Source organism: Rhodococcus sp. 06-1460-1B (assembly GCF_002258475.1).
Lineage (GTDB): Bacteria > Actinomycetota > Actinomycetes > Mycobacteriales > Mycobacteriaceae > Rhodococcoides > Rhodococcoides fascians.
Genome location: NZ_NOYS01000020.1, coordinates 131498 through 156870, shown reverse-complemented (window position 1 = coordinate 156870; position 25373 = coordinate 131498). Strand labels below are relative to the sequence as shown.

Sequence of the window (25373 nt, the reverse complement as noted above, 5' to 3'; positions counted from 1 at the left end):
AGGGCCGGGGCATCGAACGCCCAGGGCCCGGGCGGGATCACCGGGCGGGTGTTACGCGGCAAACGCGCGCGCATTTGTCAGACGCGAGCGAATTTGCCACCGATTCGGGGTCTACTTCGCGCGCACCTGGCAAACGCGCGCGCGTTTGCGGGATCACCAGGGCCCGGGCATCGAACCCCCCAGGGCCCGGGCGGGATCACCGGGCGGGTGTTACGCGGCAAACGCGCGCGCATTCGTCAGATGCGTTCACATTCGCCACCGATTCGGGGTCTACTTCGCGCGCACCTAGCAAACGCGCGCGCGTTTGCGGCGGTAGAGGGGCGGCGACCGACTCAAACGCTCAGCATTGCCCCGCGCCCGCGGCGTCGAGTCCCCGCAGAATTTCGCCTTGATCGGCCTCGGGCACCGTGGACCAACTCGGCGCGGTGGTCATTTCGGTGCGCAGACCCTCGACCGACTTCGCGCGATCGGAGATCCCGGTTTGTTCGAGTGCATCGATGGACGGCAGAAACTGGGTGCAGGTCTGCTGGTACAGCGCTTCGCCGGTGACGCCCGAGGTTGGGGCATCGGGTTCAGCGGCAGGCGGAGCCTCGGGGATCGGAGTGTCGGCAGGAGCGGGTGCCGGTGCGTCGAGTGTGGTGCTGGCGGGGACTGTTGTGGAAGCCGCGGCAGATGTCGTCGTGCTGGCAGCGGAGGAAGTGGTCGACGCGTTCTCGGTCGACGCGTCGTCGCCGCATCCGGCTACAGAGGTGGCCACGATCAGCCCGAGCAACCCGGTCGCGATCTTTCGTTTCATCGCCACTGTGTACCACCTGCGGCTCAGAGCAGTGTCTGCGCGCGCCCGGTGATGGTGCTCAGTGCGGTGGACCAGGCGATGTGCTTGGGGTCCAAAAACGCTCCGTGTCCGGCTCCGGGCAGTACGACCAGCTCGGGGTCCGTGCTACCTGCGCGGGTCGCGGCGTCGACGTACACGCGGCTCTGGTTCACCGACACGGTCTGGTCCGCATCACCGTGCAGCGCGGTCAACGGGACGTCGAGCGGGAGGTATTCGATAGGGGAGGCGATCTTGTACCGACCGGGAACGTCGTTGGGCATGCCGCCGAGGAATGCGGGCACGAACTTGTCGTTGCCGATGTTCGCCGCCCGTTTCATGTCGAACACCCCGGCCATGATGGTGGCACTGCGCGGCCGGATTCTGGGGTCCGCACCCGGTGCGTCGATCGGCATCAGATGACGCGCAGCGACCCACGCGGCCAGCTGTCCTCCGGCCGAATGTCCGGCGACATGCACTCGATCGAGGTCGAGTCGACCGTCGGCGGCGTTCTGGACGACGGTTGCCAGTGCCTCGGTGGCGTCGTCGACGTCGGTCAGGGTGTTGGCCCAATTGTTCGGTCCGCGCCGATACTCGACGTTCCACACGGCGATGCCCTGGTCTGCGATGGCCTTGGACATCTGCTGGAAGTACGACAGATCGAGGTTCTCCTGCCATCCACCGCCGTGGATCATCACCACCACCGGCAGTGACGTCGCAGTGTTGGCAGGCAGATACAGGTCTCCGATGTTGTCGGGTTGGTACCCGTACTTCAACCGGATGGGATCTCCGGTCGGTCCCGAAACGGGTTGCAGTGCAGCCGAATACGTCTCTGCTGTGCTCGGTGAGGATTCGGTGTCCGTGGAATTGCAGCCGACCAGCGTGACCGCGAGCAGGCCGGACAGGAAGTGGCGACGATTCACGTGCCCTGAGCCGTCCAATCGAGCAGCTCGGGCAGCGACCAGGTGTTGATGACGCGATCGGCGGGAACGCCTTGGGCTTCGGCGCGGACACAGCCGTAGCCCTGCCAGTCGAGCTGGCCCGGTGCGTGTGCGTCGGTATCGATGGAGAAGAGGCAGTCGCGTTCGAGGGCGATGTCGATCAGGCGCTCGGGCGGGTCCTGGCGTTCGGGCCTGGCGTTGATCTCCACTGCGGTGCCGAACTGTCGGCATCCCTCGAACACCACCGGGGCGTCGAACGTCGACTCGGGCCGCTTTCCCCGGCCGCCCTCGACCAGTCGGCCGGTGCAATGACCGAGAACGTCGACGTGCGGATTAGCGATAGCGGTGACCATGCGTTTCGTCATCGCCACAGAATCGGCACGCAGGTTCGAGTGCACGCTGGCCACCACCACGTCCAGCTCGGCGAGCAATCCCTCGTCCTGATCCAGCGAACCGTCGTCGAGGATGTCCACTTCGATTCCGGTGAGGATACGGAACGGCGCGAGTTGCTCGTTGAGCTCGGCGATGATGTCGAGTTGTTTTCGCAGACGCTCCGCACTGAGTCCGTTGGCGACCTTGAGCCGCGGTGAATGATCGGTCAGCGCGCAGTACTCGTGCCCGAGGTTCTTGGCGGTGCGCATCATCTCGTCGATGGGGCTGCCGCCGTCGGACCAATTGGAATGGGTGTGCAGGTCGCCTTTGAGTGCGGCCCGTAGTGCGTTGTTGCCGATGGGTTCTGCGGCGTCGCGTTGCTCGGCCAGGTAGTCAGGAACGTCCTGGGTCAGCGCCTGCCGGATGATCAGCGAGGTCTTGGCACCGATTCCGGCCAACGACGACCAGCTGTCCGCCTTCTCGTGCTCGGATCGCTGTGCAGGAGAGAGTGATTCGACGACATCCGCGGCTCGGCGGTAGGCCTTGACGCGATGGGTGTCCGAGCGCGAACGCTCGAGCCAGAAGCCGATCTCACGAAGTGCCTCCACCGGATCCATGGGTTCCATTGTGCCTGGCACCACCGACACCTGCGCACGGGGTAATCGGACAAAATTCTCAGGGAGTTGCCAGGTCGCTCGCTCCCCATGGGCTTGAAGCTGCAACTATCATCGTCGGTCATGACCAAGAAATGGTGGACAGTTGGCGTCGTTGTCGTAGTGCTCGTGGCCCTCGGGCTGTATTTCGGCCCCAAGATCTACGCGTCCTTCCAGGAGGACGACGCTCCGGCAGCGACCGTCGACACCTCCGGTGCGCAGGCCGCCACCACCGACGATCTGAACGGCACCTGGACGGTGACGGCAGGCGATGCGTCGAACAAGACCGCGGCCGGCTACACCGTCGACGAGGTGCTCAACGGATCGGATGTGACCGTCGTCGGGTCGACGCCCGAGGTCAGCGGCTCGGTGACCGTGGCGGATAATTCGTTGACCGCCGGTGAGGTTGTGGTGCAGACCAATTCGATCACCACCGACAGTGACCGTCGAGACGGTCAGTTCCGCGGCAACATCTTCGACACCGCGACATATCCGACGGCGACGTTCACCATCGACCAGCCCGTCGACCTCTCGTCGTTGCCCAAGGACGGCACCACCCAAACCGTCACGGCGGAAGGCACATTGACGCTCAAGGATCAGACGCGTCCGGTGTCGGTCGAGATGGAGGTGCTGCAGTCCGGTGACACGCTGATCGCATCGGGTGCAATTCCGACGACGTGGTCGGACTACGGCATCGAGCCGCCGTCGCTCGGTTTCGTGACCGTCGAGGGTTCGGGAACCGTCGACTTCCTGATCAATCTGAGTCGGCAGTAGCCCGTTCTCGTGGGGCCGCCGGTGTCCATCCCGGCGGTCCGACGACGTATCCGACGCGTTCCTTCCACGACCTCGATGCCGCGACATCCCGTGCGATGTTGCGGTATTCGTGTGTTTGGAGCGTCCAGATGTTGAACGTGTCGACGGGCTTGGTCAGCCCGTAGTTCGGCCGCTGCACTTCGTCTGCGTAGCTGCCGAACAGCCGGTCCCAGACGATGAGGATGCCGCCGTAGTTCTTGTCGAGGTACTGCGGATCGCGACCGTGATGGACGCGGTGGTGAGAAGGCGTGTTGAAGACGAACTCGAACGGCCGCGGCAACTTGTCGATCCGTTCGGTGTGTACCCAGAACTGGTAGACGAGATTGATCGAGAAGCCCACGAACACCATCCACGGCGGCATCCCCAGCAGCGGCAAGGGCAGCCACATGATGATCTCGCCGCTGTTGTTCCACTTCTGCCGCAGCGCCGCGGCGAAGTTGAAGTACTCGCTCGAGTGGTGAGCCTGATGGGTGGCCCAGATCAGTCGGGTTCGGTGCGCGATGCGGTGGTAGCCGTAGAACAGCAGATCGACGCCCAGGATCAGGATGACCCACGTGTACCAGGCATCGGCGGGTAGATGCCACGGCGCGATGTAGACGTAGATGGCCGTGTAGCCGATCAGGGCCAACGCTTTCCATGCCGTGGTGGTTGCGATCGAGACCAAGCCCATGCTCAGGCTCGCCCGTGCGTCCCGGGCCGAATACGCGCCGGGGGTTCCGTCTTCGAGTTTCTTCGCCGCGATCCACTCGATCGCCAGCAGCAGAGCGAACGCGGGGACGGCCAGGGCAACCGGATCCCGCAGCGGTTCGGGTAGCGAGTTCCACGCCGATGCGAGTTGGTCCCTCATGTGTACGGCCTTCCGTGCGTGACACTGCTGTTCGAAGTGTAACGACAGTATGGTGATCGTAGTCTCGACGCGTGAAAATTCGTAGCCGCCGTTCCGGGGATATGGCGTTCTGTGTGACCGCGCTGGCGACGGTGCACGAGGCAGACGGGTATCCCGCACTGTGGCCCGAGGATCCGGCCGCCTGGTTGCACTCGGCAACGCAGGTCGCCGCATGGGTAGCGGAGTCGAATGACCGGATCGTCGGCCACCTGGCACTCGACCTGGTCGACGACGGGCTGATGGTCTCGCGATTGTTCGTTCGTCCCGAGTGCCGGGGCACGGGCGCAGCCGCGGCCTTGTTGGACGCCGCAGTGGCGTATGCGGCAGAACGGTCCGTTGCTATCGAACTGCACGTGGAGCAGGGCTCGGCTGCGGCGATTGCGTTCTACGAGAAGTCAGGTTGGATCAGGACCGGTACCGCGCCCGCGGACTGGGTGTTGCCCGACGGGCGCAGAGCCGTCGAACATCGGTACGTACCCGGTCGCTAATTTCCTATCGAAATGATAGGAATTGAATCGTGCACATCACGGCGAAAGCGGACTACGCGGTGCGGACTCTCGTCGAGCTCGCCGCGGTCGGCGGCCGAGCACCCGCCAAGGCCGAGGCGCTTGCCGCCGCTCAAGGGATACCGCACAAATTTCTCGAGTCGGTGCTCTCCGACCTGCGTCGCGCCGAGTTGGTGCGAAGTAGAAGGGGACCCGACGGCGGATACTGGCTCGCGCGGGAGGCGTCGAACATTTCCGTCGCGGACGTGATGCGTGCCGTCGAGGGGCCGCTCGCATCGGTGCGCGGGCAACGGCCCGAGGATGCGCAGTACGCCGGTCCCGCCGAGCCGTTGACGCGGGTGTGGCTGGCCGTCCGGGTCAATCTGCGTGCGGTTCTCGAATCCGTATCGCTGGCGGACATCGTCGACGACGACCTCCCGGATTTCGTCGGAGAGCTGATCAGCGAGCCGACCGCATGGTCCCGTCGATGACCTGAGTCACAGTCGGCCGCAGATGTGGCGCGGTCGTCAATATTGCACAGCTCTGCAAACTTGCCGAGCTGTGCAACTTCCGTATGTTGGACAGGGTGACCACCCCGACCGGCCTTCGCGATCAGAAGAAGGCAGCCACCCGCGACGCCCTCGGCATTGCCGCAGTCCGTCTGGGAAAAGAGCACGGACTCGATGCCGTGACGGCCGACGCCATCGCACACGAAGCCGGAGTGTCGACCCGAACATTCCACAACTACTTCTCCAACAAGGAAGAAGCGGTACTCCACAACATCGAGGCCTCGGCTCTGGAATGGTTCGAGCTGCTTCGCGCCAGACCCGAGGCCGAGCCCATCTGGGATTCGTTGCAGCACATCGCCGTCAACCTCGTCGCCGACCCCGGCCGCGACCTCGACGACACATTCGCCGCAGCACGACTCATCGAGGCCAACCCGGCGCTGATGGCACGCAAGCTCGAAATGCACCACTCGCTCACCCGCAAACTCGGCGAGGCAATCGCCGAACGCACCGGAACCGATATCGATTCCGACCTCTACCCCAACCTGCTGCAAATGGCAGTCGGCGGTGCCGTGACCGCCGCACTGAACCTGTGGATCAACGACCCCGGCGGAGAGAACACTCCGAAAGCACTCGTGGAGAACGCATTCCAACAACTCCGCGCCGGAATCCCCGAGCCTGAATCTCGCCAGCACGTATCCGATAACAACCGAGGAGCCTGACAGTGGCCACCTATCTGTACCGAATCGGCAGATTCGCCTACCGCCGCAAGGGGGTCGTCCTCGGCCTCTGGCTCGTCATTCTGATCCTTGCCGGAGTGGGCGCAGCCACGCTGTCCGCGCCTACCGTCAACTCGTTCAGCATCCCCGGAACGCCTGCTCAGGCTGCATTGGATCTGCAGAAGGAACGATTCGGCGGAGCCGAGGATCCCCTTCAGGCCGTCAACGCCGAGTACGTGTTCCAGGCACCCGACGGTCAGTCGCTCGATACCCCGCAGTACACCTCGGCCATCGACGCCACGATCGCCGAGATCGAGAAGGTCGATGCGGCCAAGCCAGCGGAAGGCGCTCCGCCGCTTGCTGATCCGGTCGAGGCGAACAAGGCCATCGTGCAGCAGTACACCGACGCCGCCGCCGAGGCCGGCACGCCGGCCGACAAGGTGGCAGCCGACGCGGCAGCCACGTCGCCGTTGAGCCCCAACGGCAACGTCGGCACCGTCACGGTTCCGATCAACGTCGAGCTGGCCGACGTCACCGACGCGATTCGCAGCGATCTCGATGCCGCGGCGCAACCCGCGCGTGACGCAGGACTGACCGTCATCCTCGGTGGCACCGTCGCCCAGGAGAACCCGTCGCCCGGTGGAAGTTCGGAGATCGTCGGTCTTGCCGTCGCCGCCATCGTGCTTCTCATCATGTTCGGCTCGGCCGCAGCTGCCAGCCTGCCGCTGATCACCGCGATCGTGGGCATCGGAATTTCGAGTCTGGCCATCACCACGGCCTCCGGGTTCGCGAGCCTGTCCTCGTTCACGCCGATTCTCGCGATCATGATCGGTCTTGCCGTCGCGATCGACTACTCGCTCTTCATCCTCGCGCGGTACCGGCACGAGCTCACGCTCACCGACAACCGCGAAGAAGCAGTCGGTCGAGCGGTCGGTACCGCCGGATCGGCCGTCGTGTTCGCCGGCGCGACCGTGCTCATCGCCCTCGTCGCCCTGCGCGTCGTCGGCATCCCGTTCCTGTCGCAGATGGGTCTGGCAGCAGGCTTCGCAGTGTTCGTCGCGGTACTCATCGCCCTGACGTTCCTGCCCGCCATGCTGGGCGTCTACAAGGGCAAGGCCTTCGCGGGCAAGCTCAAGTTCGTCAACACCACCGACCCGGAGGACCCGAACGCAACCCCCACCAACGGTCTTCGGTGGGCACGGTTCCTGGTCAAGAAGCCGATCCTCGGCCTCGTCGGAGGCATCGTGCTGCTCGGCGTCATCGCGGGCCCGACCACCGGGCTGTCGCTGGCTCTCCCGTCGATCGCCACCTCGGACCCGTCCACGCCTGCCCGTCAGGCCTACGACATCACCGAAGAGGCATTCGGGCCGGGACGTAACGGACCGCTGCTCGTCATCGCCGACGCGTCCGACGTCGCCGAGGCCGACCGCACCGCGTCCTTCGGCAAGGTCATCGAGACGATCACCGCGCAATCGGACGTCACGAACGCACAGATCGTCGCCGTCAACCCGGCGGGTGACACCGCGCAGATACTCGTCACCCCGTCGAGCACACCCAACAGTGACCAGACGAAGGCGCTCGTGACCAACCTGCGCGATGCCGAGAGCGGATTGCAGGAAAGCTCGGGCGTCTCCTACGGAGTGACGGGCGAAACCGCGATCGGGATCGACATCTCGGAGCGGCTGCAGAGCGCGCTGATTCCGTACCTGGCCGTGGTCGTCGGACTGGCGTTCGTGCTGCTGATGCTGGTGTTCCGCTCGATTCTGGTGCCGCTGACGGCAACGGTCGGGTTCCTGCTCAGCGTGCTCGCCACCTTCGGTGCGACGGTGTTCATCTTCCAAGAGGGCGGGCTCGGCATCATTTCCAACCCGCAGCCGATCGTCAGCTTCATGCCGATCTTCCTCATCGGTGTGGTGTTCGGCCTCGCGATGGACTACCAGGTGTTCCTCGTCTCGCGCATGCGTGAGGAGTTCGTGCACGGCGCGGCCGCCAAGGACGCCGTCGTCAACGGCTTCAAGTACGGCGCACGCGTGGTCACCTCGGCAGCGGTCATCATGATCTCGGTGTTCGCCGCGTTCATCGCCGAGCCGGACTCGTTCATCAAGTCCATCGGCTTCGCATTGGCCGCCGCCGTCTTCTTCGACGCGTTCGTCGTCCGTATGGTGCTGATTCCGTCGGTGATGGCGCTACTGGGCGACAAAGCCTGGTGGTTGCCGAAGTGGCTGGACAAGATCCTGCCCAACGTCGACATCGAAGGGGCCAAGCTGAAGACGGCCCCGGAGAAGCGCGCGTAGTACTCGCGTCGCAGCTGAGAGGCCGAAGATTGCTCGTAATACTCGAAACGGAGAGACTGTTATCCATGTGTACGAGTAATCTTCGGTCATCATGCTGATCCCCCTTCTGCGTAGGTTTCTCGCCCCGTACAAGCTGCCGATTCTCTGCTTGGTGCTGCTGCAGCTGATCGCCACCCTCGCCGCGTTGTTCCTCCCGAGCCTCAACGCGGACATCATCGACAACGGTGTGACCGTCGGCGACACCGGCTACATCCTGTCCGCCGGCGGCGTCATGCTGTTGATCTCGGCAGTACAGATCATCAGCTCTGCCGCAGCGGTGTTCCTCGGTGCACGCACGGCCATGAGTGTCGGACGCGACCTTCGCGGAGCAATCCTCGAACGCGTCGGGACGTTCTCCGCCCGCGAGGTCGGAAAATTCGGTGCTCCGTCACTGATCACCCGCAACACCAACGACGTGCAGCAGGTGCAGTTGGTGATCATCATGGGATTCACCATCGTGGTGATGGCTCCCATCATGTGCATCGGCGGAATCGTGATGTCGCTACGCGAGGACATCGGCCTGTCGTGGATCCTGCTCATCGCCGTGCCCGGCCTCGCGCTCGCGATGGGCCTGATCATCGTTCGTATGGTGCCGGCCTTCCGCTCCATGCAGAAGCGCATCGACGCGGTCAATCGCGTACTACGCGAACAGATCACCGGTATTCGCGTCGTGCGGGCGTTCGTTCGCGAACAATTCGAGGTCGACCGTTTCGGCGCAGCCAACACCTCGTTGACCGAGACGGCACTCAAGGTCGGCCGGCTGATGGCCTTGATGTTCCCGACCGTCATGCTCATCAGCAACGTCACCAGCGTCGCCGTCATCTGGTTCGGTGGTCATGCCATCGACAACGGCACGATGCAGATCGGTTCGCTCACTGCGCTTCTGAGCTACATCATGCTCATCCTGATGTCGGTGATGATGGCGTCGTTCATCGCGATGATGGTGCCGCGCGCATCGGTCTGCGCCGATCGCATCAGCGAGGTTCTGGCCACCGAATCCTCGGTGGTGTTGCCCGAGAATCCCCGGACGTTCGTGTCCTCACCGGGCACGGTCGAGCTCGTCGGGGCCGAATTCTCCTATCCCGGAGCCGAATACCCGGTGCTGTGCGGGGTGAATCTGACTGCCGAGGCAGGCAAGGTCACCGCCATCATCGGCGGCACCGGATCGGGTAAATCGACTCTCGTCAATCTGATTCCACGGCTGATGGACGTCACCGGCGGCCAGGTGCGGGTCGGCGGTGTCGACATTCGCGAACTCGATCTGGACCTGCTGCGATCCGAGATCGGATTCGTGCCGCAGAAGCCGTACCTGTTCTCCGGCACCATCGCCAGCAATCTGCGGTACGGCAAGGCCGACGCCACCGACGCGGAACTGTGGGAGGCGCTCGAGATCGCCCAGGGAGCCGACTTCGTGCGCGCGATGCCCGACGGCCTCGAGACTGCCGTCGCGCAGGGCGGCACCACCGTGTCGGGCGGGCAGCGTCAACGACTGGCCATTGCCCGGGCGCTGGTACGCAAACCCAAGATCTACTTGTTCGACGATTCCTTCTCCGCTCTCGACCTCACCACCGACGCGAAACTGCGTGCGGCGCTGCGGCCGGTGACGCGAGATGCATGCATGATCGTTGTGGCTCAACGGGTGTCGACCATCGTCGACGCCGACCAGATACTCGTGCTCGACGACGGAAAGCCGGTGGGCGTGGGTAACCACGAGCAACTGATGGCCACCTGCCCCACCTACGCCGAGATCGTCGACTCGCAGCGGCAAGTTGCAGGTGCACTGTGACCGACACCGACACCACCAAGGATTCCGCAGCCAAGCCCTCTTTGGAGAAGAAGAAGGGCGGCCGCGTCGCGAAGGCACTGCCGGCCACGAAAGCCAAGAACTTCAAGGGCTCGTTCAAACGCGTCATCGGTTTGCTCGCTCCGGAACGATTCCTGCTGAGCCTCATGCTCGTGCTGGGAATTGTCAGCGTCGTCCTCAGCGTCGCTGCGCCGACCGTCCTCGGGCATGCGACCAACCTCATCTTCAACGGAGTCGTCGGCGGAGATCTCGAACCGGGGCAGACGAAAGAACAAGCGGTCGACGGCCTTCGGGCCGCCGGTAACGACACCGTCGCCGATCTCGTCTCGGGCATGGACGTGACGCCCGGTGCGGGAATCGATTTCGGTGCCGTCGGAACGGTGTTGCTCTGGGTTCTCGCACTGTACGTAGTGTCTGCACTGCTGGCATGGGCTCAGGGCTACATCCTCAACATCGCGCTGCAGCGTCGAATTCTGTTGCTGCGCGGCAGCGTCGAGGCCAAGGTGCATCGCCTGCCGCTGCAGTACTTCGACAACAATGCCCGAGGCGAGACGCTCAGCCGCGTCACCAACGACATCGACAACGTCTCGACCAGCCTGCAGCAGACACTGAGCCAGCTCATCACCGGCATCCTGACCGTGCTCGGCATCCTCGGCGTGATGATCTGGATCTCGCCGTTGCTCGCTCTGGTTGCGCTGCTGACGATCCCGGCCTCGTTCCTGGTGACCGCGCTGATCGCCAAGAGGTCGCAGCCGCACTTCGTGGCGCAGTGGAAGCACACCGGCAAGCTCAACGCGCAGATCGAAGAGACCTACACCGGCCACGAGATCGTCAAGGCGTTCGGTCGCCAGGCGGAGGTGGAACGCGAGTTCGGTGACCGCAACGAGAAGCTCTTCCAAGCAGGCTTCCGAGCGCAATTCATCTCCGGTCTGATCATGCCGATCATCATGTTCCTCGGAAACATCAACTACGTCGTCGTCGCCGTTGTGGGCGGCCTTCGCGTGGCGTCGGGAACATTGAGCCTGGGCGAAGTGCAGGCATTCATTCAGTATTCGCGGCAGTTCACTCAGCCGCTGTCGCAGGTCGGCGCGATGATCAACCTGATTCAGTCCGGAGTCGCGTCCGCCGAACGCATCTTCGAGGTGCTCGATGCCGACGAGGAAGACCCCGACGTCGTGCCTGCGTCCAGCCCCACGGAGCGCCGCGGCCGCGTCGTGTTCGACGACGTCTCGTTCAGTTACTCGCCGGAGCAGCCGCTCATTCAGAACCTGTCGCTCACAGCGGATCCGGGACATCTCGTGGCGATCGTCGGACCCACCGGTGCCGGCAAGACCACACTGGTCAACCTGATCATGCGGTTCTACGAGATCGATTCCGGCCGAATCACACTCGATGGCGTCGACACCCGCAAGATGACGCGCGACGAGCTGCGTTCACGAACCGGCATGGTGTTGCAGGACACCTGGTTGTTCGGCGGCACCATCCGCGACAACATCGCCTACGGTGACCCGACCGCCAGCGAGGAAGAGATCCTCGAGGCAGCTCGGGTGAGCTACGTCGACAAGTTCGTGCATTCGCTGCCCGACGGATACGACACGATCATCGACGAGGAGGGCAACAACGTCAGCGCCGGTGAGAAGCAGCTCATCACCATCGCCCGTGCCTTCCTGGCCAAGCCGCTGATCCTGATCCTCGACGAGGCCACCAGCTCGGTGGACACGCGCACCGAACTGCTGGTGCAGAAGGCGACGGCAGCGCTGCGCAACGACCGCACCAGTTTCGTTATCGCGCATCGTCTCTCGACCATCCGTGACGCCGACACCATCGTCGTGATGGAAAACGGCAGCATCGTCGAGCAGGGCAATCACGAGGAATTGCTCGAGGCCAAGGGCGCGTATTACCGGCTCTACAGCAGTTGAGTGCGCCTCCGGCGCAGTGGTGTGGATAAGTGCCGCCCAGGGCACATAACCACACCACTGCGGCGAAGCCGCATACTGACGCGGTGAGTTCTTCCAATTTCGGCTTCGATATCGGCACCCGGCTCGACGGTGAGCTCGGCCGCACCGGCACCATCCACACCCCGCACGGCGACATCGCCACCCCGGCGTTCATTGCGGTGGGGACGAAGGCGACCGTCAAAGCAGTGCTGCCGGAGGCGATGAAGGAACTCGGCGCTCAGGCGGTACTCGCCAACGCGTATCACCTGTACCTGCAGCCGGGTTCGGACATCGTCGACGAGGCCGGCGGGTTGGGCAAATTCATGAACTGGGACGGGCCCACGTTCACCGACAGCGGCGGCTTCCAGGTGATGTCCCTCGGTGTCGGGTTCAAGAAGGTCATCTCGATGGACGCCTCACGGGTGGAGTCCGACGACGTCATCGCCGAGGGCAAGGAACGATTGGCCCACGTCGACGACGACGGAGTCACATTCAAGTCCCATCTCGACGGCTCGAAGCATCGATTCACTCCCGAGGTGTCGATGCAGATTCAGCATCGGCTCGGCGCCGACATCATGTTCGCGTTCGACGAGCTGACTACCTTGATGAATACCCGCGGGTATCAGGAGAAGTCGGTCGACCGCACCCAGGCATGGGCGAAGCGATGCGTCCTCGAACACGAACGTCTCACGATCGAGCGTGCCGACAAGCCGTACCAGGCGCTGTTCGGAGTGGTGCAGGGAGCGCAATACGAGGACCTGCGACGCAAGGCCGCGCACGACCTCGAGACCATCAAGGGGGACACGGGCCGTGGGTTCGACGGCTACGGAATCGGCGGCGCACTCGAGAAGCAGAACCTCGGCACCATCACTCGGTGGGTGAACGAGGAACTGCCCGAACACAAGCCGCGCCACATGCTCGGGATCAGCGAGCCGGACGACTTCTTCGTCGCGATCGAGAACGGTGCCGACACCTTCGACTGCGTCAATCCCTCACGGGTGGCGCGCAATGCGGCGATCTACGTGCCCACGGGCCGCTTCAACATCAACACCGCGAAGCATCGGCGCGATTTCACCCCGATCGACGAGAACTGCGACTGCTACACCTGCGCGCACTACACCAAGGCCTACATCCATCACCTGTTCAAAGCCAAGGAGATGCTGGCCTCGACGCTGTGCACGATTCACAACGAGCGTTTCACGGTCAAGCTGGTCGACGACATCCGTGCTTCGATCGAGCAGCAGCGATTCACCGAGTTCAAGACGGAGTATCTGGGCCGGTTCTATGCGTCGAAGACTGCCTGAGCTGATCTTCCAGCTCCGAAATGCGCAGCAGTAGTTCGGTTTCCCGCTCGGCAGCTTTGCGCTGGTACACCTCGGACAGGTCCGCGAGGTACGCCGCGTCGTAGCGCGGGATGATGCTGCGCGTGCAGTTCCAGTCGAATGCCTCGACGTGGATGACGACGCTGCGTTCGCAGGTGGCGGCGACGGTCAGGTCACCGATATTCTTGAGTCGCTCCAGTAGTTCGGGATCGTCCGCGGCCTCGGTCGTACGTGCCCGTCCGTAGAGCTTGAGTCGTTGCCGCAGAGGGTAATTCACGAGGAAGATCGCGACGCGGTCGTCATGGTCCAGATTGGCTGCCGTCACGTACTGATGGTTGCCGGCGAAATCGGCGAAACCCAGTGTGTGATCGTCGAGGACCTGCAGGAACCCCTTCGGTCCACTGCGGTACTGAATGTAGGGCCAGCCGGTCTCGGCGACAGTGGCGATCTGGAACTGATCCAGCGCTCGGATCATCGCCTTCTCGCGATCGTCGAGTGGCATCGGGCCGTCGTCGGGTCGCTCGGTCTGCGAGCCGTAGGCGGTGTAACTGCCGTCGACCTGCTGCCGCGCAATCGCGGCAGGGCCGAACATCAAGTGGTGATAGTGGTTGTTCGGCGGCACGCACCGACGATACGACAATCCGGCCTGTGTGCCCCTCGTGGGAATCGACGTGTCAGAGGCCGCCGCAATAATCCGATACGCCTGATGTAGGGCAATCACGCACAATGGACCAGTGTCCATACAAGACTTACGTGGCAGGAGGTGATGACGACGACCACTCAGTTCGAGTTTCGTTTGAAGAACATCGACGCACCCGAGGGCGAGATGGACGCCGACCAGCTGATCGCACTTGTTCAAAGTCTGAAAGCGGTCGCAATGAACATCGGTCGGATCGAGACCGATGCCGACCGACTGGGGCGCGCGCCCGCACGAGTTCATCGCGTGGCGAATTTGGTCGTCGGGCTGGCTCCCGGCAGCACAAGACTGCTTGTTCGTCGAGCAGGCGCTGGTTCGACCGCATTGGAGTTCGATCTGGCGGATGAGAGAGCTTTCGACGACAAGTTCGAGAGATTGGTCATGTCGATCGGCTTGGATGAGCGACCGGATTGGGTGAGTGACTCCCTGTCGAATGCGGCGGGCGCGTTGGCTGCGGCGCTTCGACACGCCGCCCCAGAAGTCGAGTTCAAGGCCGATGGGCAACTGCGCCAAGCGTTCACTACCGCTGAATTGCGTTCTGCCACGTGGGAACTCCCTACGGAAGTATCCTCCGCGCCCACTGTTTTCGTCGGTCGCCTGTACTCCGCGAATCTCCACACGCATCGTCTGCAGGTGCAGGACGATGTCGGCAATCAAATCGCGCTTCCTGGCGTGGCTGAGGATGAAGAAGTCGGTCCGCTGCTCGGCAGATACGTAATGGTGACCGGTTCCCCGGAATCCGGTGCGGATGGACGAGTAAGAAGGCTGCTGAACGCGACGATTGTTGCACTTCCTGATCCGATCGCTCCGGGGTTGCCCGAACCGGCATCTCTAGGAGAGATACTCGTTGGTGCTGCCGGCCTGGAACCCGGCGGAATCGACGGCGTGAGCGACGACGAAGCTGATGCGTTCTTCGGCGCAATCGGCCTATGACACTTCCGTCGGGTTCGGGAACCGTACTGATCGATACCGATGTGTTCAGCATCTTGTTCATCGACCCGACCAGAGCTGCGAATCGTGGTCTTCCTGTCGATAAACTGCGCGCGCGACTGGCAGGGCTCCAGATCGTCATCGCGTTTCAGACGCGGGCGGAGGTGCTCGCTGGTGCTTTGTCGGCGAACTGGGGTGAACGCAAGATCGCCGGCGTCGAGGCAAAACTCGATTCAGCCCCTACCGTCTCCATCGACCGCGAGGTCGTCAACGCGTATGCAGCTCTGACGGCTGAGTGCAAGCGGACGGGCCACGCGCTTCACGCCAAAGTTCACACCGGCGATCGCTGGATTGCTGCGTGTGCAATATCGAAGGGTGCGCCGTTGCTCAGCCTCGACGGGATCTATTCGGGGGCTCTGAACTTGTCCGTTCTCAGTCCATGAGGCTCGGCTCCCACGAAAGTCCTGCCTGCTCGTTGCCTCCCGCCTGAAAGGCAAGATCCTCCACTATCCCGCGGCCTCGAGAATGTCGGTCAACGCGTCGATCAGGGCCACGATTCGGGCCGACGGCGGCCTACCGCGCATCGTGTGAATTTCGGCCCGGCGCTGAGCGAAAACCGGATGCACGAGGGGGATGTACGTCAGGCCCGATTTGCGGTCACCACCCAGGTCGCTGACGAGTGCGACGCCGTCGCTCGAGCGAGCGAACTCCAGTATCGGAGCCAGCCGCTCGCATTGCAGACCGACGTGGGGTGAGAGTCCCTCCAGACGGATTCCGGCGTCGAACAATTCGCGTTGACTCGATCCGGTGGTCGACAGCGCGAGGGGATAGGAGCAGATATCGGCCAGATCGACGCTGGCTCGGTCGCTGAGCGGGTGACCGAGCGCGACGACGGCGCAGATGGGCACGGTGACGGAATGTTCGACCGTCACGTCGGTTCGTCGACCCAGCGAGAAGGTGACCGCGACGTCCGCGCGGGCATCGACCACCCGTCGGCTGGCCTCCTCCGGCCCCACCACGTCGAGGGTGAACGTGACCGACGGGTGAGTCCGATGGACCGACGCCATGGCCCGCGGGACGACGGACTGCGAGAAGCCTTCGGTGCAGGCCACGGTGACGCTGCCGTGTTCGGTGGCATCGACGCTGCGTATTTCGGCGATGAGGGACGACGATTCCACTTCGTGTCTGCGCGCGTGGGCGAGGAGGCGATGGCCCGCTTCGGTGAGCGTCATTCCCCGGGCATGTCGTGCGAAGAGTGGCACTCCGATGTCACGTTCGAGCTTGGCGATCTGTCTGCTGACCGCCGACGCGGCCAGATGTTGCGTTGCGGCCGCCTCGGTGACGGACCCGGTTCGCGCTACTTCGCAGAAGTACGTCAGCGCTGAGGGCATCAAATGCAACGACATCACCCCTTCTTTCACAACACGGTCACGGCGGTGACACGCGATTGTCATCAAGCCTCTGTCGGTCCGAGCGTTGCATCTGAGGCAACGCAGGGAGCGTCAATCGGCAATGGTGTAGACGGTATCCGGCTCGCTACTGTCAGGCGAACACCAGGCCGACGGCGAGGGAGATTCGATGAAACGCGAGCATGTGATCGCGCAGGCCCAGGACTTCTACGATTCGGGTGCGTTCCATCGTGAACTCTCCGAGCTCGTGTCGGTCCCCTCGGAGAGTCAGTCGACGGCCGGCCGAGTTGCGTTGTCGGCATATCTTCAGGATCTGCTCGTGCCGAGGCTCGAGGCACTCGGATGTGCGGTCGAGACCTATCCCAACCCGGTCGAGGAGGGTGGTCCCTTCCTGATCGCCACCCGTCACGAGGCCCCCGAACTGCCGACCGTGCTCTGTTACGGCCACGCCGACGTGGTTCTGGGCATGGCCGAGGACTGGTCGGACGGTTTGTCGCCCTGGACTCTCGTCGAGCGGGACGGACGGCTCTACGGGCGCGGAACAGCCGACAACAAGGGTCAGCATCTGGTGAACCTCGCGGCGCTGCGGACGGTTCTCGAAGCCCGCGGATCGTTGGGATTCAATCTGACGCTGCTGTTCGAGACCGGTGAAGAGATCGGCTCACCCGGACTCGAACAATTCGTGTCGGATCACCGAGGCGAACTCGCTGCCGACGTGCTGATCGCCTCGGACGGACCACGCCTCGACGCCCAGACGCCCACACTGTTTCTCGGTGCCCGTGGGGGCGTGGACTTCGACCTCGTCGTCGACCTACGTGAGCGCGGCTACCACTCGGGCAACTGGGGTGGACTGCTCCGCAACCCCGCGACCACCCTGGCCGGTGCTATCGGGACGCTCGTCGACGGCCACGGCCGTATCCAGCTCGACAGCTTGGTGCCCGAGCGCATTCCCGAGTCCGTCGTCGATGCGCTCAGAGCTATCGAGGTCGGACGCACCCCGGGCGATCCGGTGGTCGCCTCCGGCTGGTCGGCCACCGAATTGTCGCCTGCAGAGCGGGTTTTCGGGTGGAACACTCTCGAAGTGATCGCTATGAACGCCGGCAACATCGTCGAACCGGTCAATGCGATTCCCGGCCAGGCGCGAGCGCGGTTGCAGCTGCGGTACGTCGTCGGGACCGACCTCGACGATCTCGGCGCGCGGCTACGACGACACCTCGACGCGCACGGGTACTCGATGGTCGCCGTCGAACTCGGCATCTCGTTTCCTGCGAGCCGCACGGACCCGAACGACCCCTGGGTTCGCACGGTCGCCCAGTCGGTCGAGCGCACCGTCGGGTCCCCGGTCACCGTGCTGCCCAACATCGGTGGGTCCCTGCCCAATCACGTGTTCACCGACACCCTGGGAATTCCGACGGTCTGGATGCCGCACTCCTACCCGGGATGCCGTCAACATGCACCCGACGAACACATGCTGGCTTCCATCGCTCGTGAAGGTCTCGCGATGGCCGCCGGCCTGTTTTACGACATCGGCACTGCCGCCGGTGGTCATGACGCACCGCTCGAATCCGCCAGCGCCTCGCGCTCCTGAACACCACCGGAGAATCCGACATGTCCACTGCACACGTTCATCGAACTCCCGATCGTGACGGCGCGGGTGAAGCCGTTGTGTCCGTCAAGAATCCGGTCCGCGCCATCGCTGCCGCCACCATCGGCAACGCTCTCGAGTGGTTCGACATCGCCATCTATGCGCTGTTCGCCATCTACATCGGGCAGAACTTCTTTCCGTCGGCCGACCCCGGCGTGCAATTGGTGCAGACGTTCGCGGTCTTCGGAGTCTCGTATCTGATTCGTCCCCTCGGCGGCCTGATCCTCGGCTCCTACGCAGACCGGAAGGGGCGAAAGAAGGCTCTGGTGATGAGCATTCGCCTGATGGTGCTCGGAACCGCGTTGATCGCCTTCATGCCCAACTACGACGACATCGGCATCCTCGCTCCGATCGGTATCATCGTTGCGCGCCTGATTCAGGGCTTCGCTGCGGGCGGTGAATTCGGCGCGGCCACATCCTTTCTCGTCGAACAGAACGGCAAGCGCCGCGGATTCTTCGGCAGCTTCCAGTTCGCCAGCCAGGGACTGGCCACACTGATGGCGGCCTCGTTCGCCGCCGGATTGACCGCGGTGTTGTCCGAGGCCAGCATGGTCGACTGGGGTTGGCGAGTGCCGTTCGTCTTCGGGCTCATGGTGGGCCCGGTGGGGTGGTTCATCCGCCGTCACGTCGACGAATCACCGGCCGTCGTCGCCGCGTCGGACACCCCGAAATCGCCTGTACGCGATCTGTTTCGGAATCAGTGGGGCGGAATTCTCATTGCCGGCGGTGTGCTGGTGGTGTCCACTGCGCTGAATTTCATTCTGCAGTACCTGCCGACCTTCGGTATCAAGCAACTGGGACTGAACAATTCGCTGTCGTTCGTCGCACTGATGATCACCGGCGTCATCCTGACGGTGGTGACACCGTTCGTCGGTCAGCTGTCCGACAAGGTGGGACGCATCAAGATCATGTTGCCGTCGGCGATCGCGATCGGCGTCAGCGTCGTCCCGCTCTTCATGTGGCTCATTGCGGTGCCGTCGTTCCTCACCCTCGCGCTCGTCATGACCGTGCTCGGATTGCTGAAGGCGCTGTACTTCGGTGCGCTGCCGTCGGTGATGTCCGACGCGTTCCCGGTCCATTCGCGGGCCACCGGCCTGTCGTTCGGATACAACGTCACCACGGCGATCTTCGGTGGATTCACTCCGACCATCGCGGCCGCTCTGGTGGCCGCTACCGGTCAGGCGGTGTCCCCGGGCTACTACATCCTGGCGGTGTCCCTGGTCAGCATCGGCGCGCTGATCGGTGCCGTACGGATTCGCGGCATTCGATAGCTTACAGATGTCTAGCGGTCGGCACACTGATGTAATACGCTGATCTCATCAGCCCACCACCTCGAGGACGATCCATGAGCGTCGAAGCGAACACCCGGAAGATCGAGAAGAGCGTCGTCACCGATTTCAGTGACCGCATGAGCTACGGGTCCTACCTCGACCTCGATACGCTGCTCAGCGCTCAGAAACCGGTGAGCACCCCCGAGCATCACGACGAACTGCTGTTCATCATCCAGCACCAGACCACCGAGCTGTGGCTCAAGCTGGTGCTGCACGAGACCCTCGCTGCGCGAGCCGCATTCGATGCCGACGACATCGGCACAGCGCTGAAATGCGTCGCCCGGGTCAAGCACATCCAGAAGACGCTGACCGAGCAGTGGTCGGTACTGGCCACTCTGACGCCGACGGAGTACTCGCAGTTCCGCGACTTCCTCGGGAACTCCTCGGGCTTCCAGTCGTATCAGTACCGGGCCGTGGAGTTCGTGCTGGGCAACAAGAATGCGGGAATGCTGACGGTCTTCGAGTCCGATCCTGCTGCGCATGAGCTGCTTTCGACCCTGTTGCACGAGCCCAGCCTGTACGACGCCTTCTGGCGGTCGTTGGCACGGCGGGGATACGACGTCCCGGCATCGGCCCTCGACCGCGATGTCACGACGGCATACACGTTCAACGAGGACCTGATGCCGCTGATCAAGTTCGTCTACGAGAACCACACCGAGCATTGGGCGGTGTACGAGGCATTCGAGGAGCTCGTCGACTTGGAGGAGAACTTTCAGCTCTGGCGATTCCGCCACATGCGCACAGTGCTGCGCACCATCGGAATGAAGAGCGGGACGGGAGGGTCGAGCGGCGTCGGGTTCTTGCAGAAAGCGCTCGAACTCACGTTCTTCCCCGAATTGCTCGCTGTGAGAACGGAGATCGGTCGATGATGGAACGCGCAGTCGAACTCGACGACAATGATCCCCTCCGGAGCTATCGCGACAAGTTCCTCGGTAGTGACGACCCGTCGATCACCGCATATCTCGACGGCAACTCGCTGGGCCGGCCCACCAAAGCCAGCGTCGAACGGATCAACACCTTCATGACGCAGGCCTGGGGCGGACGCCTCATCCGCGGCTGGGACGAGCAGTGGTTCGACCTCCCCGTCACCATCGGCGACGCTCTGGCCGACGCCACCCTCGGGGCAGCGCCCGGCCAAACCACCATCGGCGATTCGACGACGGTACTGCTGTACAAGCTGGCACGGGCGGCGATCGCCATGCGGCCCGGCCGCACCGAGATCGTCATCGACCGTGACAACTTCCCGACCGACCGATACCTGCTCGAAGGTATTGCGGCCGAGATGAATATGACTCTGCGATGGATCGAGACGGACCGCCGCGGAGGCATCGAACCGGAACAACTCGTTGAGGTGGTGGGGGAGAACACCGCACTGGTGGTGATCACCCACGTCGCCTACCGTTCCGGCTTCCTCGTCGACGTGGCCGAGGCGACGCGTACCACGCACGAAGCCGGCGCACTGATGCTGTTGGACGTGTGCCATTCCGTCGGTTCGGTGCCGCTCGAATTCGATTCGTGGGGAGTGGATCTGGCCGTCGGATGCACCTACAAGTACCTCAACGGAGGTCCGGGATCACCGGCCTTCGCGTATGTGCGCAGCGATCTTCTCGAGAATTTCGTCCAGCCGATCTGGGGCTGGATGGGCCGGGCCGATCCGTTCGAGATGGCGCAGGGTTACGTTCCGGCACAGGGTATTCGACGCGTCATCAGTGGCACGCCGTCGGTGTTCGGGATGATCGCGATGCAGGACACCATCGAGATGATCGCCGAGGTGGGCATGGACGCGATCCGTGCGAAGTCCGTTGCGCTCACCGAATACGCCCTCGAACTCGTCCGCGAGATGCTGGTACCGCTCGGGGTGGAGATCGCCTCACCCGAGGACTCGAATCGACGGGGCGGTCACGTCACCATCGACCATCCGGAATTCAAGGCCATCACTGCTCGGCTGTGGGAGCAGGGTGTCATCCCGGATTACCGCGCACCACAGGGTATTCGGCTGGGGTTGAGCCCGCTGAGCACCTCGTACCGCGAGGTGTACCTGGGTATCGTGGCGATTCGTGACGAACTCCGCGCCTAGCATCGCCGGGGCCATCCTCGACGACTTCGAGTCTCGTCCGGGTAGTGCGACGTCATTGGTGCGCACGGTGCTCGGAGCCTACGTTCGGCCTCTCGGCGGGTGGTTTGCCATCGCCGATTTCGTCGTCTGGATGGACGCGCTGGGAGTGCCACCGGAAAGCACGCGCATTGCGGTGACGAGATTGAAGAAGAAGGGCGTCGTCGAATCCGCTAACCGTGAGGGCCGCAGCGGCTATCGGATCACCGAGCAGGCCGACGCCATGTTCGCTCGGGGAGACGACCGGATCTTCGGCTTCCGGCGGATGGCCGACGGCGATCCATTCCGGTTGATCTCGTTCACCATTCCCGAGACGCAACGCGCGGCTCGGCACCAGCTGAGGCGTCGGCTCACGTCGATAGGTTGTGGGACCGTCTCACCAGGATTGTGGATCGCGCCCGAATATCTCGCGGCTGAGGCCGCTGCCATCGTCGACGCGTTGGAGTTGTCGCAGTACGTCACGACGTTCGTCGCGTCCGAGGTCGCGCCTCCCGGCACGCTGCGCGAAAGTGCCGAGCAGTGGTGGGATCTGGCCGGCATCGCTGATCGGCATCGGGTATTTCTCGACGCTTTCGACGGCGGGTCGCCGGCGCGGAACCCGCGCGATGCGTTTGTCACATTCGTGCCTTTGCTCGACGAATGGCGCGTCATTCCCTACGTCGACCCGGGTCTTCCGCCGTGTATGACACCGGAGGACTGGCTGGGCACCCGGGCCGTCGCCACGTTCGAGACGGCCCGGGAGCGCTACTTCGATCTGAGTATGGAATGGGTCGCGTTCTAGCGATCCTGGTACGACGGCTCGCGCTTCTTGATGTACGAGATGACGCGGTAAGTGATGGGCAGGACGAGGACCTCAACGAGTGTCTTCCACAGGAATCCGACGATGACGTAGTTGATGAAGTCGGTCCAGGTGCTGATGCCGATGACGCCGGCGGCGATGGAGCAGAAGATCAGGGTGTCGAAGAATTCGCCGACGACGGTCGAGCCGATCAGGCGCGCCCACAGGTGCTTTTCCTTGGTGCGTTCCTTGATCTTGACCAAGACGTAGGAGTTGAGCAGCTGCCCGACGGCAAAGCCGGCGAGGCCGGCGAGAACCAGTCGGGGGACGACGCCGACGACGGTTTCGAGTGCCTCTTGGTTCTCGTAGAACGGGGCGGCGGGAAGTTCGATGGCGATCCAGAAGCACACCGAGGTGAGCAGCAGCGATCCGAAGCCGAGGTATATCGCGCGGCGCGCGGCTTTGAAGCCGTAGACCTCGCTGAGCACGTCGCCGAGGATGTAGGCGAGGGGGAACAGAAAGAATGCGCCGTCGGTATTGATCGGCAGGATTTGGAACGGCCCGAGCATGACGTCGGACGAGGCGAAGAAGGCGACACCTTTGCTGGCGGCCACATTCGAGATCAGCAGCGTCGCGACGAACAACGCGACGATGGTGGGGTAGTAGCCCCGGCTGATGTGAGCGAACGTGGCCTGCCCAGACTCGGCGCCGCCGTCAGGGGCGGTGTGTTGGGTTGTAGTCACCTGACAATCCAAGCACCGAGACGACGATGGGCGCGAATCCCAGGGTGGGGGATTCGCGCCCATCGAGGCGGATTACAGGTCAGGCGACGTTGCCACGCACCGTGACGCGGTAGGCGTAGGTACCGGCGATGATCGTGATCGGAATGCTCGCCAGCAGGCCGATGCCGAGGAGGAGGCCGCCGACGATATTGATGCCGACCAGGGCGAGCGCGAGGACGAAGAGGGTCCCGCCGTTCGACGCGATTGCCTGCGCGCTGGCCTTGATGGCGGGAATCGGCTCGTCGCCGCGGTCGATGACGAACTGGAAGGTCCACCACGTGAAGAACGTGATGACGATGCCGGGGATGATCAGCAGGACGAAGCCGATGCTGGTTGCAATGCCGACGAGGATGCCGGCGATGATGACGGCGGCAACATTGCCAAATTGGAAGAAGGACCCGAACGCGGGCTTGACCCCGTCCACCTCATGCAGAGCGCCGCGAACTAGTGCCGCCTGGATAAGGAGTGAGACGACACCGATGATGACGCTGAAGATCAAGCTGAAGACGATGTTGTTGGAGCTCAACACGTAGTTCAGTACGACCTGGATGACCGCGGCGATCAGGACGATGCCGACCCAGACGAGTGCGTTCTGCTTGAACTTCTCGAAGCCGTAGCCGATGGCCGTTCCCACGGACAGCTGCGTCGCCATCGGCGAGTTACCGAACGGCGGAGGAGGCGGGTAGTTGCCCTGCGGGGGAGGTGGGTAGCCACCTGGTGGCGGGTAGCCACCTTGCTGGGGATAGTCGCCGGGAGGAGGCGGGTAGTTCCCGGGCGGCGGGTAGTTGCCCTGCGCGGGTGGTGGGTAGTTGCCGGGTGGTGGGTAGCCGCCGCCCTGCGGCGGGGGATAACCACCGGGGTTCTGTGGATCCTTGTCGGGGTCGTAGCCGCCTGAGGTCATGGTGTCCTTCTCCCTCGGGATAAGTTTGTCGCGGTCACTGTACGTCCGATTCGTCCTCGAGTCGGGTTCTGTCGCATTGCAACGTGATCTCGATCGGTTCGTAGATCAGAGATTCGCGGGGTCGAACACCCACGGTTCGCGCGGCACCAGCCTCGGCTTCCACCGCTCGAGCAGTTCCTCGGCGTTCTTCACGTCCGGCATGCCGAGGGAGCCGGTGATGAGCGCCCACGCATCGGGCCGTTCGCGCAACGTGACGGCACCGTCGCGCTTGGCAAGGCGCTTGCCCTCGACGTTCAGAGCGAGGGGCACGTGGACGTACGTCGCGGGGGTCATTCCCAGGAGCTGAGCCAGGTAGCCCTGCCGCGGCGCGGAGGTGAGGAGGTCGTCGCCGCGCACGATCTGGTCGACGCCTTGCGCGCCATCGTCGACGACGACCGCCAGGTTATAGGCGGGGACGCCGTCGGATCGACGCAGGACGAAGTCGTCCACCTGGCCTCGGAAGAGCCCGTGCAGCTGATCGACGACGGTGAATTCGGTTACCTGCGAACGTAATCGGATGGCAGGTGGTCGGTCTCTGGCTGCTTTCTCGTCAGCGGTCAGATTTCTGCAGGTCCCCGGGTATGCGCCGTCTGGTGCGTGCGGAGCCGACGCGGCTTGCAGGATTTCCCGACGCGTGCAGAAGCATTCGTACGTCAGCCCGGCGGCGGTGAGCGTGCGAATCGTGGCGTCGTAAATTTCCCGACGCTCGGATTGCCGCATGATGGGCCCGTCCCAGTCGATGCCGATGGCGGCGAGGTCGTCGAGTTGGCGTTGTTCCGAGCCGACCTTGACGCGATCGAGGTCTTCCACGCGCATCACGAAGCGCCGTTCAGTGGAGCGGGCGAAGAGCCAGGCTAGTAGTGCGGTTCTTAGATTCCCGAGATGCAAGTCGCCCGAAGGACTGGGAGCGAAGCGGCCGGCGGGCATGGGGAGATCCTAGTTTTCTGGTTGTCGGACACAGAAGCTGTGATCTTAGCTCGCCCACGACCGAACAGATGTAGGCGTTGTAAATTGCATTTTCCGCGCCGTTTTAGGAGAAAAGCCAGCTCAGCACAGTTTTACTCTGCAGACGTGTCGGTGACCTGCGTGCGTCGATACTTTCGGCTCCCTCCGTCACATCGGGGAAGCTACACCAGCTATGGGTGCGACCTATGGCCGCCTGATTT

Annotated in this window: 24 protein-coding genes; 15 read left to right on the top strand and 9 right to left on the bottom strand. The window is 63.5% G+C overall.

The window, feature by feature from the left end; all coding sequences use genetic code 11:
* Window positions 1-340: 340 nt before the first annotated feature.
* From CH268_RS11325 to CH268_RS11315, 3 genes are read right to left on the bottom strand one after another with little or no spacing between them, the layout of a single operon-like run.
* A complete protein-coding gene (locus tag CH268_RS11325) occupies window positions 341-796 on the bottom strand; it encodes a hypothetical protein (protein ID WP_094664059.1) in 456 nt (151 codons plus the stop codon).
* Between the two features lie 23 nt (window positions 797-819).
* Window positions 820-1734, bottom strand: a complete 915-nt coding sequence (locus tag CH268_RS11320) for an alpha/beta hydrolase family protein (RefSeq protein ID WP_027494607.1) — start codon at window positions 1732-1734, stop codon at window positions 820-822.
* Window positions 1731-2741 carry a PHP domain-containing protein gene (locus CH268_RS11315; protein ID WP_063216188.1) on the bottom strand — a complete coding sequence of 337 codons (1011 nt, stop codon included), beginning with the start codon at window positions 2739-2741 and terminating at the stop codon, window positions 1731-1733. The genes CH268_RS11320 and CH268_RS11315 overlap by 4 nt, the downstream gene beginning before the upstream one ends.
* A gap of 120 nt (window positions 2742-2861) precedes the next feature.
* On the opposite strand from CH268_RS11315, the gene CH268_RS11310 reads away from it, so the two are divergent.
* Window positions 2862-3551, top strand: coding sequence for a YceI family protein (locus CH268_RS11310; protein ID WP_032368648.1), 690 nt, complete (start codon window positions 2862-2864; stop codon window positions 3549-3551).
* On the opposite strand, the gene CH268_RS11305 is transcribed toward CH268_RS11310, so the two are convergent.
* Window positions 3532-4437, bottom strand: a complete 906-nt coding sequence (locus CH268_RS11305; RefSeq protein ID WP_032367804.1) for a sterol desaturase family protein — start codon at window positions 4435-4437, stop codon at window positions 3532-3534. The genes CH268_RS11310 and CH268_RS11305 overlap by 20 nt on opposite strands.
* 71 nt (window positions 4438-4508) lie before the next feature.
* Between CH268_RS11305 and CH268_RS11300 the strand changes: the two genes are divergently transcribed.
* From CH268_RS11300 to tgt, 7 genes are all read left to right on the top strand, one after another.
* A complete protein-coding gene (locus CH268_RS11300; RefSeq protein WP_201247423.1) occupies window positions 4509-4964 on the top strand; it encodes a GNAT family N-acetyltransferase in 456 nt (151 codons plus the stop codon).
* Window positions 4965-4993: 29 nt separating this feature from the next.
* Window positions 4994-5452, top strand: a complete 459-nt coding sequence (locus CH268_RS11295; RefSeq protein ID WP_027494603.1) for an RrF2 family transcriptional regulator — start codon at window positions 4994-4996, stop codon at window positions 5450-5452.
* Window positions 5453-5535: 83 nt separating this feature from the next.
* Window positions 5536-6189: a TetR/AcrR family transcriptional regulator gene (locus CH268_RS11290; protein ID WP_176457919.1), complete on the top strand. Its 654-nt coding sequence runs from the start codon at window positions 5536-5538 to the stop codon at window positions 6187-6189.
* 2 nt (window positions 6190-6191) lie between these two features.
* Window positions 6192-8480 carry an MMPL family transporter gene (locus CH268_RS11285; protein WP_032385945.1) on the top strand — a complete coding sequence of 763 codons (2289 nt, stop codon included), beginning with the start codon at window positions 6192-6194 and terminating at the stop codon, window positions 8478-8480.
* Window positions 8481-8571: 91 nt separating this feature from the next.
* Entirely contained in the window at window positions 8572-10305 is a 1734-nt protein-coding gene (locus CH268_RS11280) for an ABC transporter ATP-binding protein (protein ID WP_027494600.1), read from the top strand.
* A gap of 41 nt (window positions 10306-10346) precedes the next feature.
* Complete coding sequence (locus CH268_RS11275) at window positions 10347-12242, top strand: ABC transporter ATP-binding protein (protein WP_032368744.1); 1896 nt, start codon at window positions 10347-10349, stop codon at window positions 12240-12242.
* Window positions 12243-12325: 83 nt separating this feature from the next.
* On the top strand, window positions 12326-13564 hold the full coding sequence (tgt, locus tag CH268_RS11270; RefSeq protein ID WP_048316904.1) for a tRNA guanosine(34) transglycosylase Tgt: 1239 nt from the start codon (window positions 12326-12328) through the stop codon (window positions 13562-13564).
* On the opposite strand, the gene CH268_RS11265 is transcribed toward tgt, so the two are convergent.
* Window positions 13518-14174 carry a pyridoxamine 5'-phosphate oxidase family protein gene (locus CH268_RS11265; protein WP_094664095.1) on the bottom strand — a complete coding sequence of 219 codons (657 nt, stop codon included), beginning with the start codon at window positions 14172-14174 and terminating at the stop codon, window positions 13518-13520. The two genes, tgt and CH268_RS11265, sit on opposite strands and share 47 nt — an antisense overlap.
* A gap of 174 nt (window positions 14175-14348) precedes the next feature.
* On the opposite strand from CH268_RS11265, the gene CH268_RS11260 reads away from it, so the two are divergent.
* Together CH268_RS11260 and CH268_RS11255 are read left to right on the top strand one after the other, a co-directional pair.
* The gene (locus tag CH268_RS11260; RefSeq protein WP_094664053.1) at window positions 14349-15212 is read left to right on the top strand and encodes a hypothetical protein; all 864 of its coding nucleotides are present in this window, start codon (window positions 14349-14351) and stop codon (window positions 15210-15212) included.
* Window positions 15209-15652: a PIN domain-containing protein gene (locus CH268_RS11255; protein WP_094664049.1), complete on the top strand. Its 444-nt coding sequence runs from the start codon at window positions 15209-15211 to the stop codon at window positions 15650-15652. Before CH268_RS11260 ends, CH268_RS11255 begins: the two co-directional genes overlap by 4 nt.
* A gap of 63 nt (window positions 15653-15715) precedes the next feature.
* Here the strand turns inward: CH268_RS11255 and CH268_RS11250 are convergent, their stop codons facing one another.
* Complete coding sequence (locus CH268_RS11250) at window positions 15716-16615, bottom strand: LysR family transcriptional regulator (protein ID WP_217900909.1); 900 nt, start codon at window positions 16613-16615, stop codon at window positions 15716-15718.
* A gap of 172 nt (window positions 16616-16787) precedes the next feature.
* On the opposite strand from CH268_RS11250, the gene CH268_RS11245 reads away from it, so the two are divergent.
* From CH268_RS11245 to CH268_RS11225, 5 genes are all read left to right on the top strand, one after another.
* A complete protein-coding gene (locus CH268_RS11245; RefSeq protein WP_094664047.1) occupies window positions 16788-18206 on the top strand; it encodes a M20 family metallopeptidase in 1419 nt (472 codons plus the stop codon).
* Between the two features lie 20 nt (window positions 18207-18226).
* On the top strand, window positions 18227-19534 hold the full coding sequence (locus tag CH268_RS11240; protein ID WP_094664045.1) for an MFS transporter: 1308 nt from the start codon (window positions 18227-18229) through the stop codon (window positions 19532-19534).
* Window positions 19535-19608: 74 nt separating this feature from the next.
* Entirely contained in the window at window positions 19609-20463 is an 855-nt protein-coding gene (locus CH268_RS11235; RefSeq protein ID WP_094664043.1) for a tryptophan 2,3-dioxygenase, read from the top strand.
* The gene (locus CH268_RS11230; RefSeq protein ID WP_094664041.1) at window positions 20463-21671 is read left to right on the top strand and encodes a kynureninase; all 1209 of its coding nucleotides are present in this window, start codon (window positions 20463-20465) and stop codon (window positions 21669-21671) included. The genes CH268_RS11235 and CH268_RS11230 overlap by 1 nt, the downstream gene beginning before the upstream one ends.
* The gene (locus CH268_RS11225) at window positions 21652-22488 is read left to right on the top strand and encodes a PaaX family transcriptional regulator (RefSeq protein WP_094664039.1); all 837 of its coding nucleotides are present in this window, start codon (window positions 21652-21654) and stop codon (window positions 22486-22488) included. Before CH268_RS11230 ends, CH268_RS11225 begins: the two co-directional genes overlap by 20 nt.
* Here the strand turns inward: CH268_RS11225 and CH268_RS11220 are convergent.
* The 3 genes from CH268_RS11220 to gluQRS all read right to left on the bottom strand — a co-directional run bounded on the left by CH268_RS11220 (window position 22485) and on the right by gluQRS (window position 25134).
* Window positions 22485-23228, bottom strand: coding sequence for a queuosine precursor transporter (locus CH268_RS11220; protein WP_094664037.1), 744 nt, complete (start codon window positions 23226-23228; stop codon window positions 22485-22487). The two genes, CH268_RS11225 and CH268_RS11220, sit on opposite strands and share 4 nt — an antisense overlap.
* Before the next feature lie 79 nt (window positions 23229-23307).
* Window positions 23308-24168 (bottom strand): hypothetical protein, encoded by an 861-nt coding sequence (locus CH268_RS11215; RefSeq protein WP_094664035.1) that lies wholly within the window; start codon window positions 24166-24168, stop codon window positions 23308-23310.
* A gap of 105 nt (window positions 24169-24273) precedes the next feature.
* Window positions 24274-25134: a tRNA glutamyl-Q(34) synthetase GluQRS gene (gene gluQRS / locus CH268_RS11210; RefSeq protein WP_094664033.1), complete on the bottom strand. Its 861-nt coding sequence runs from the start codon at window positions 25132-25134 to the stop codon at window positions 24274-24276.
* Window positions 25135-25373 lie beyond the last annotated feature (239 nt).

Bases quoted from the DNA above. Each gene is read 5' to 3' on its own strand.
- CH268_RS11325 (WP_094664059.1), bottom strand. From the start codon at position 796: ATGAAACGAAAGATCGCGACCGGGTTGCTCGGGCTGATCGTGGCCACC.
- CH268_RS11315 (WP_063216188.1), bottom strand. From the start codon at position 2,741: ATGGATCCGGTGGAGGCACTTCGTGAGATCGGCTTCTGGCTCGAGCGT.
- CH268_RS11310 (WP_032368648.1), top strand. From the start codon at position 2,862: ATGACCAAGAAATGGTGGACAGTTGGCGTCGTTGTCGTAGTGCTCGTG.
- CH268_RS11305 (WP_032367804.1), bottom strand. From the start codon at position 4,437: ATGAGGGACCAACTCGCATCGGCGTGGAACTCGCTACCCGAACCGCTG.
- CH268_RS11290 (WP_176457919.1), top strand. From the start codon at position 5,536: ATGTTGGACAGGGTGACCACCCCGACCGGCCTTCGCGATCAGAAGAAG.
- CH268_RS11280 (WP_027494600.1), top strand. From the start codon at position 8,572: ATGCTGATCCCCCTTCTGCGTAGGTTTCTCGCCCCGTACAAGCTGCCG.
- CH268_RS11265 (WP_094664095.1), bottom strand. From the start codon at position 14,174: ATGTTCGGCCCTGCCGCGATTGCGCGGCAGCAGGTCGACGGCAGTTAC.
- CH268_RS11260 (WP_094664053.1), top strand. From the start codon at position 14,349: ATGACGACGACCACTCAGTTCGAGTTTCGTTTGAAGAACATCGACGCA.
- CH268_RS11255 (WP_094664049.1), top strand. From the start codon at position 15,209: ATGACACTTCCGTCGGGTTCGGGAACCGTACTGATCGATACCGATGTG.
- CH268_RS11250 (WP_217900909.1), bottom strand. From the start codon at position 16,615: ATGTCGTTGCATTTGATGCCCTCAGCGCTGACGTACTTCTGCGAAGTA.
- CH268_RS11245 (WP_094664047.1), top strand. From the start codon at position 16,788: ATGAAACGCGAGCATGTGATCGCGCAGGCCCAGGACTTCTACGATTCG.
- CH268_RS11240 (WP_094664045.1), top strand. From the start codon at position 18,227: ATGTCCACTGCACACGTTCATCGAACTCCCGATCGTGACGGCGCGGGT.
- CH268_RS11235 (WP_094664043.1), top strand. From the start codon at position 19,609: ATGAGCGTCGAAGCGAACACCCGGAAGATCGAGAAGAGCGTCGTCACC.
- CH268_RS11230 (WP_094664041.1), top strand. From the start codon at position 20,463: ATGGAACGCGCAGTCGAACTCGACGACAATGATCCCCTCCGGAGCTAT.
- CH268_RS11215 (WP_094664035.1), bottom strand. From the start codon at position 24,168: ATGACCTCAGGCGGCTACGACCCCGACAAGGATCCACAGAACCCCGGT.
- gluQRS (WP_094664033.1), bottom strand. From the start codon at position 25,134: ATGCCCGCCGGCCGCTTCGCTCCCAGTCCTTCGGGCGACTTGCATCTC.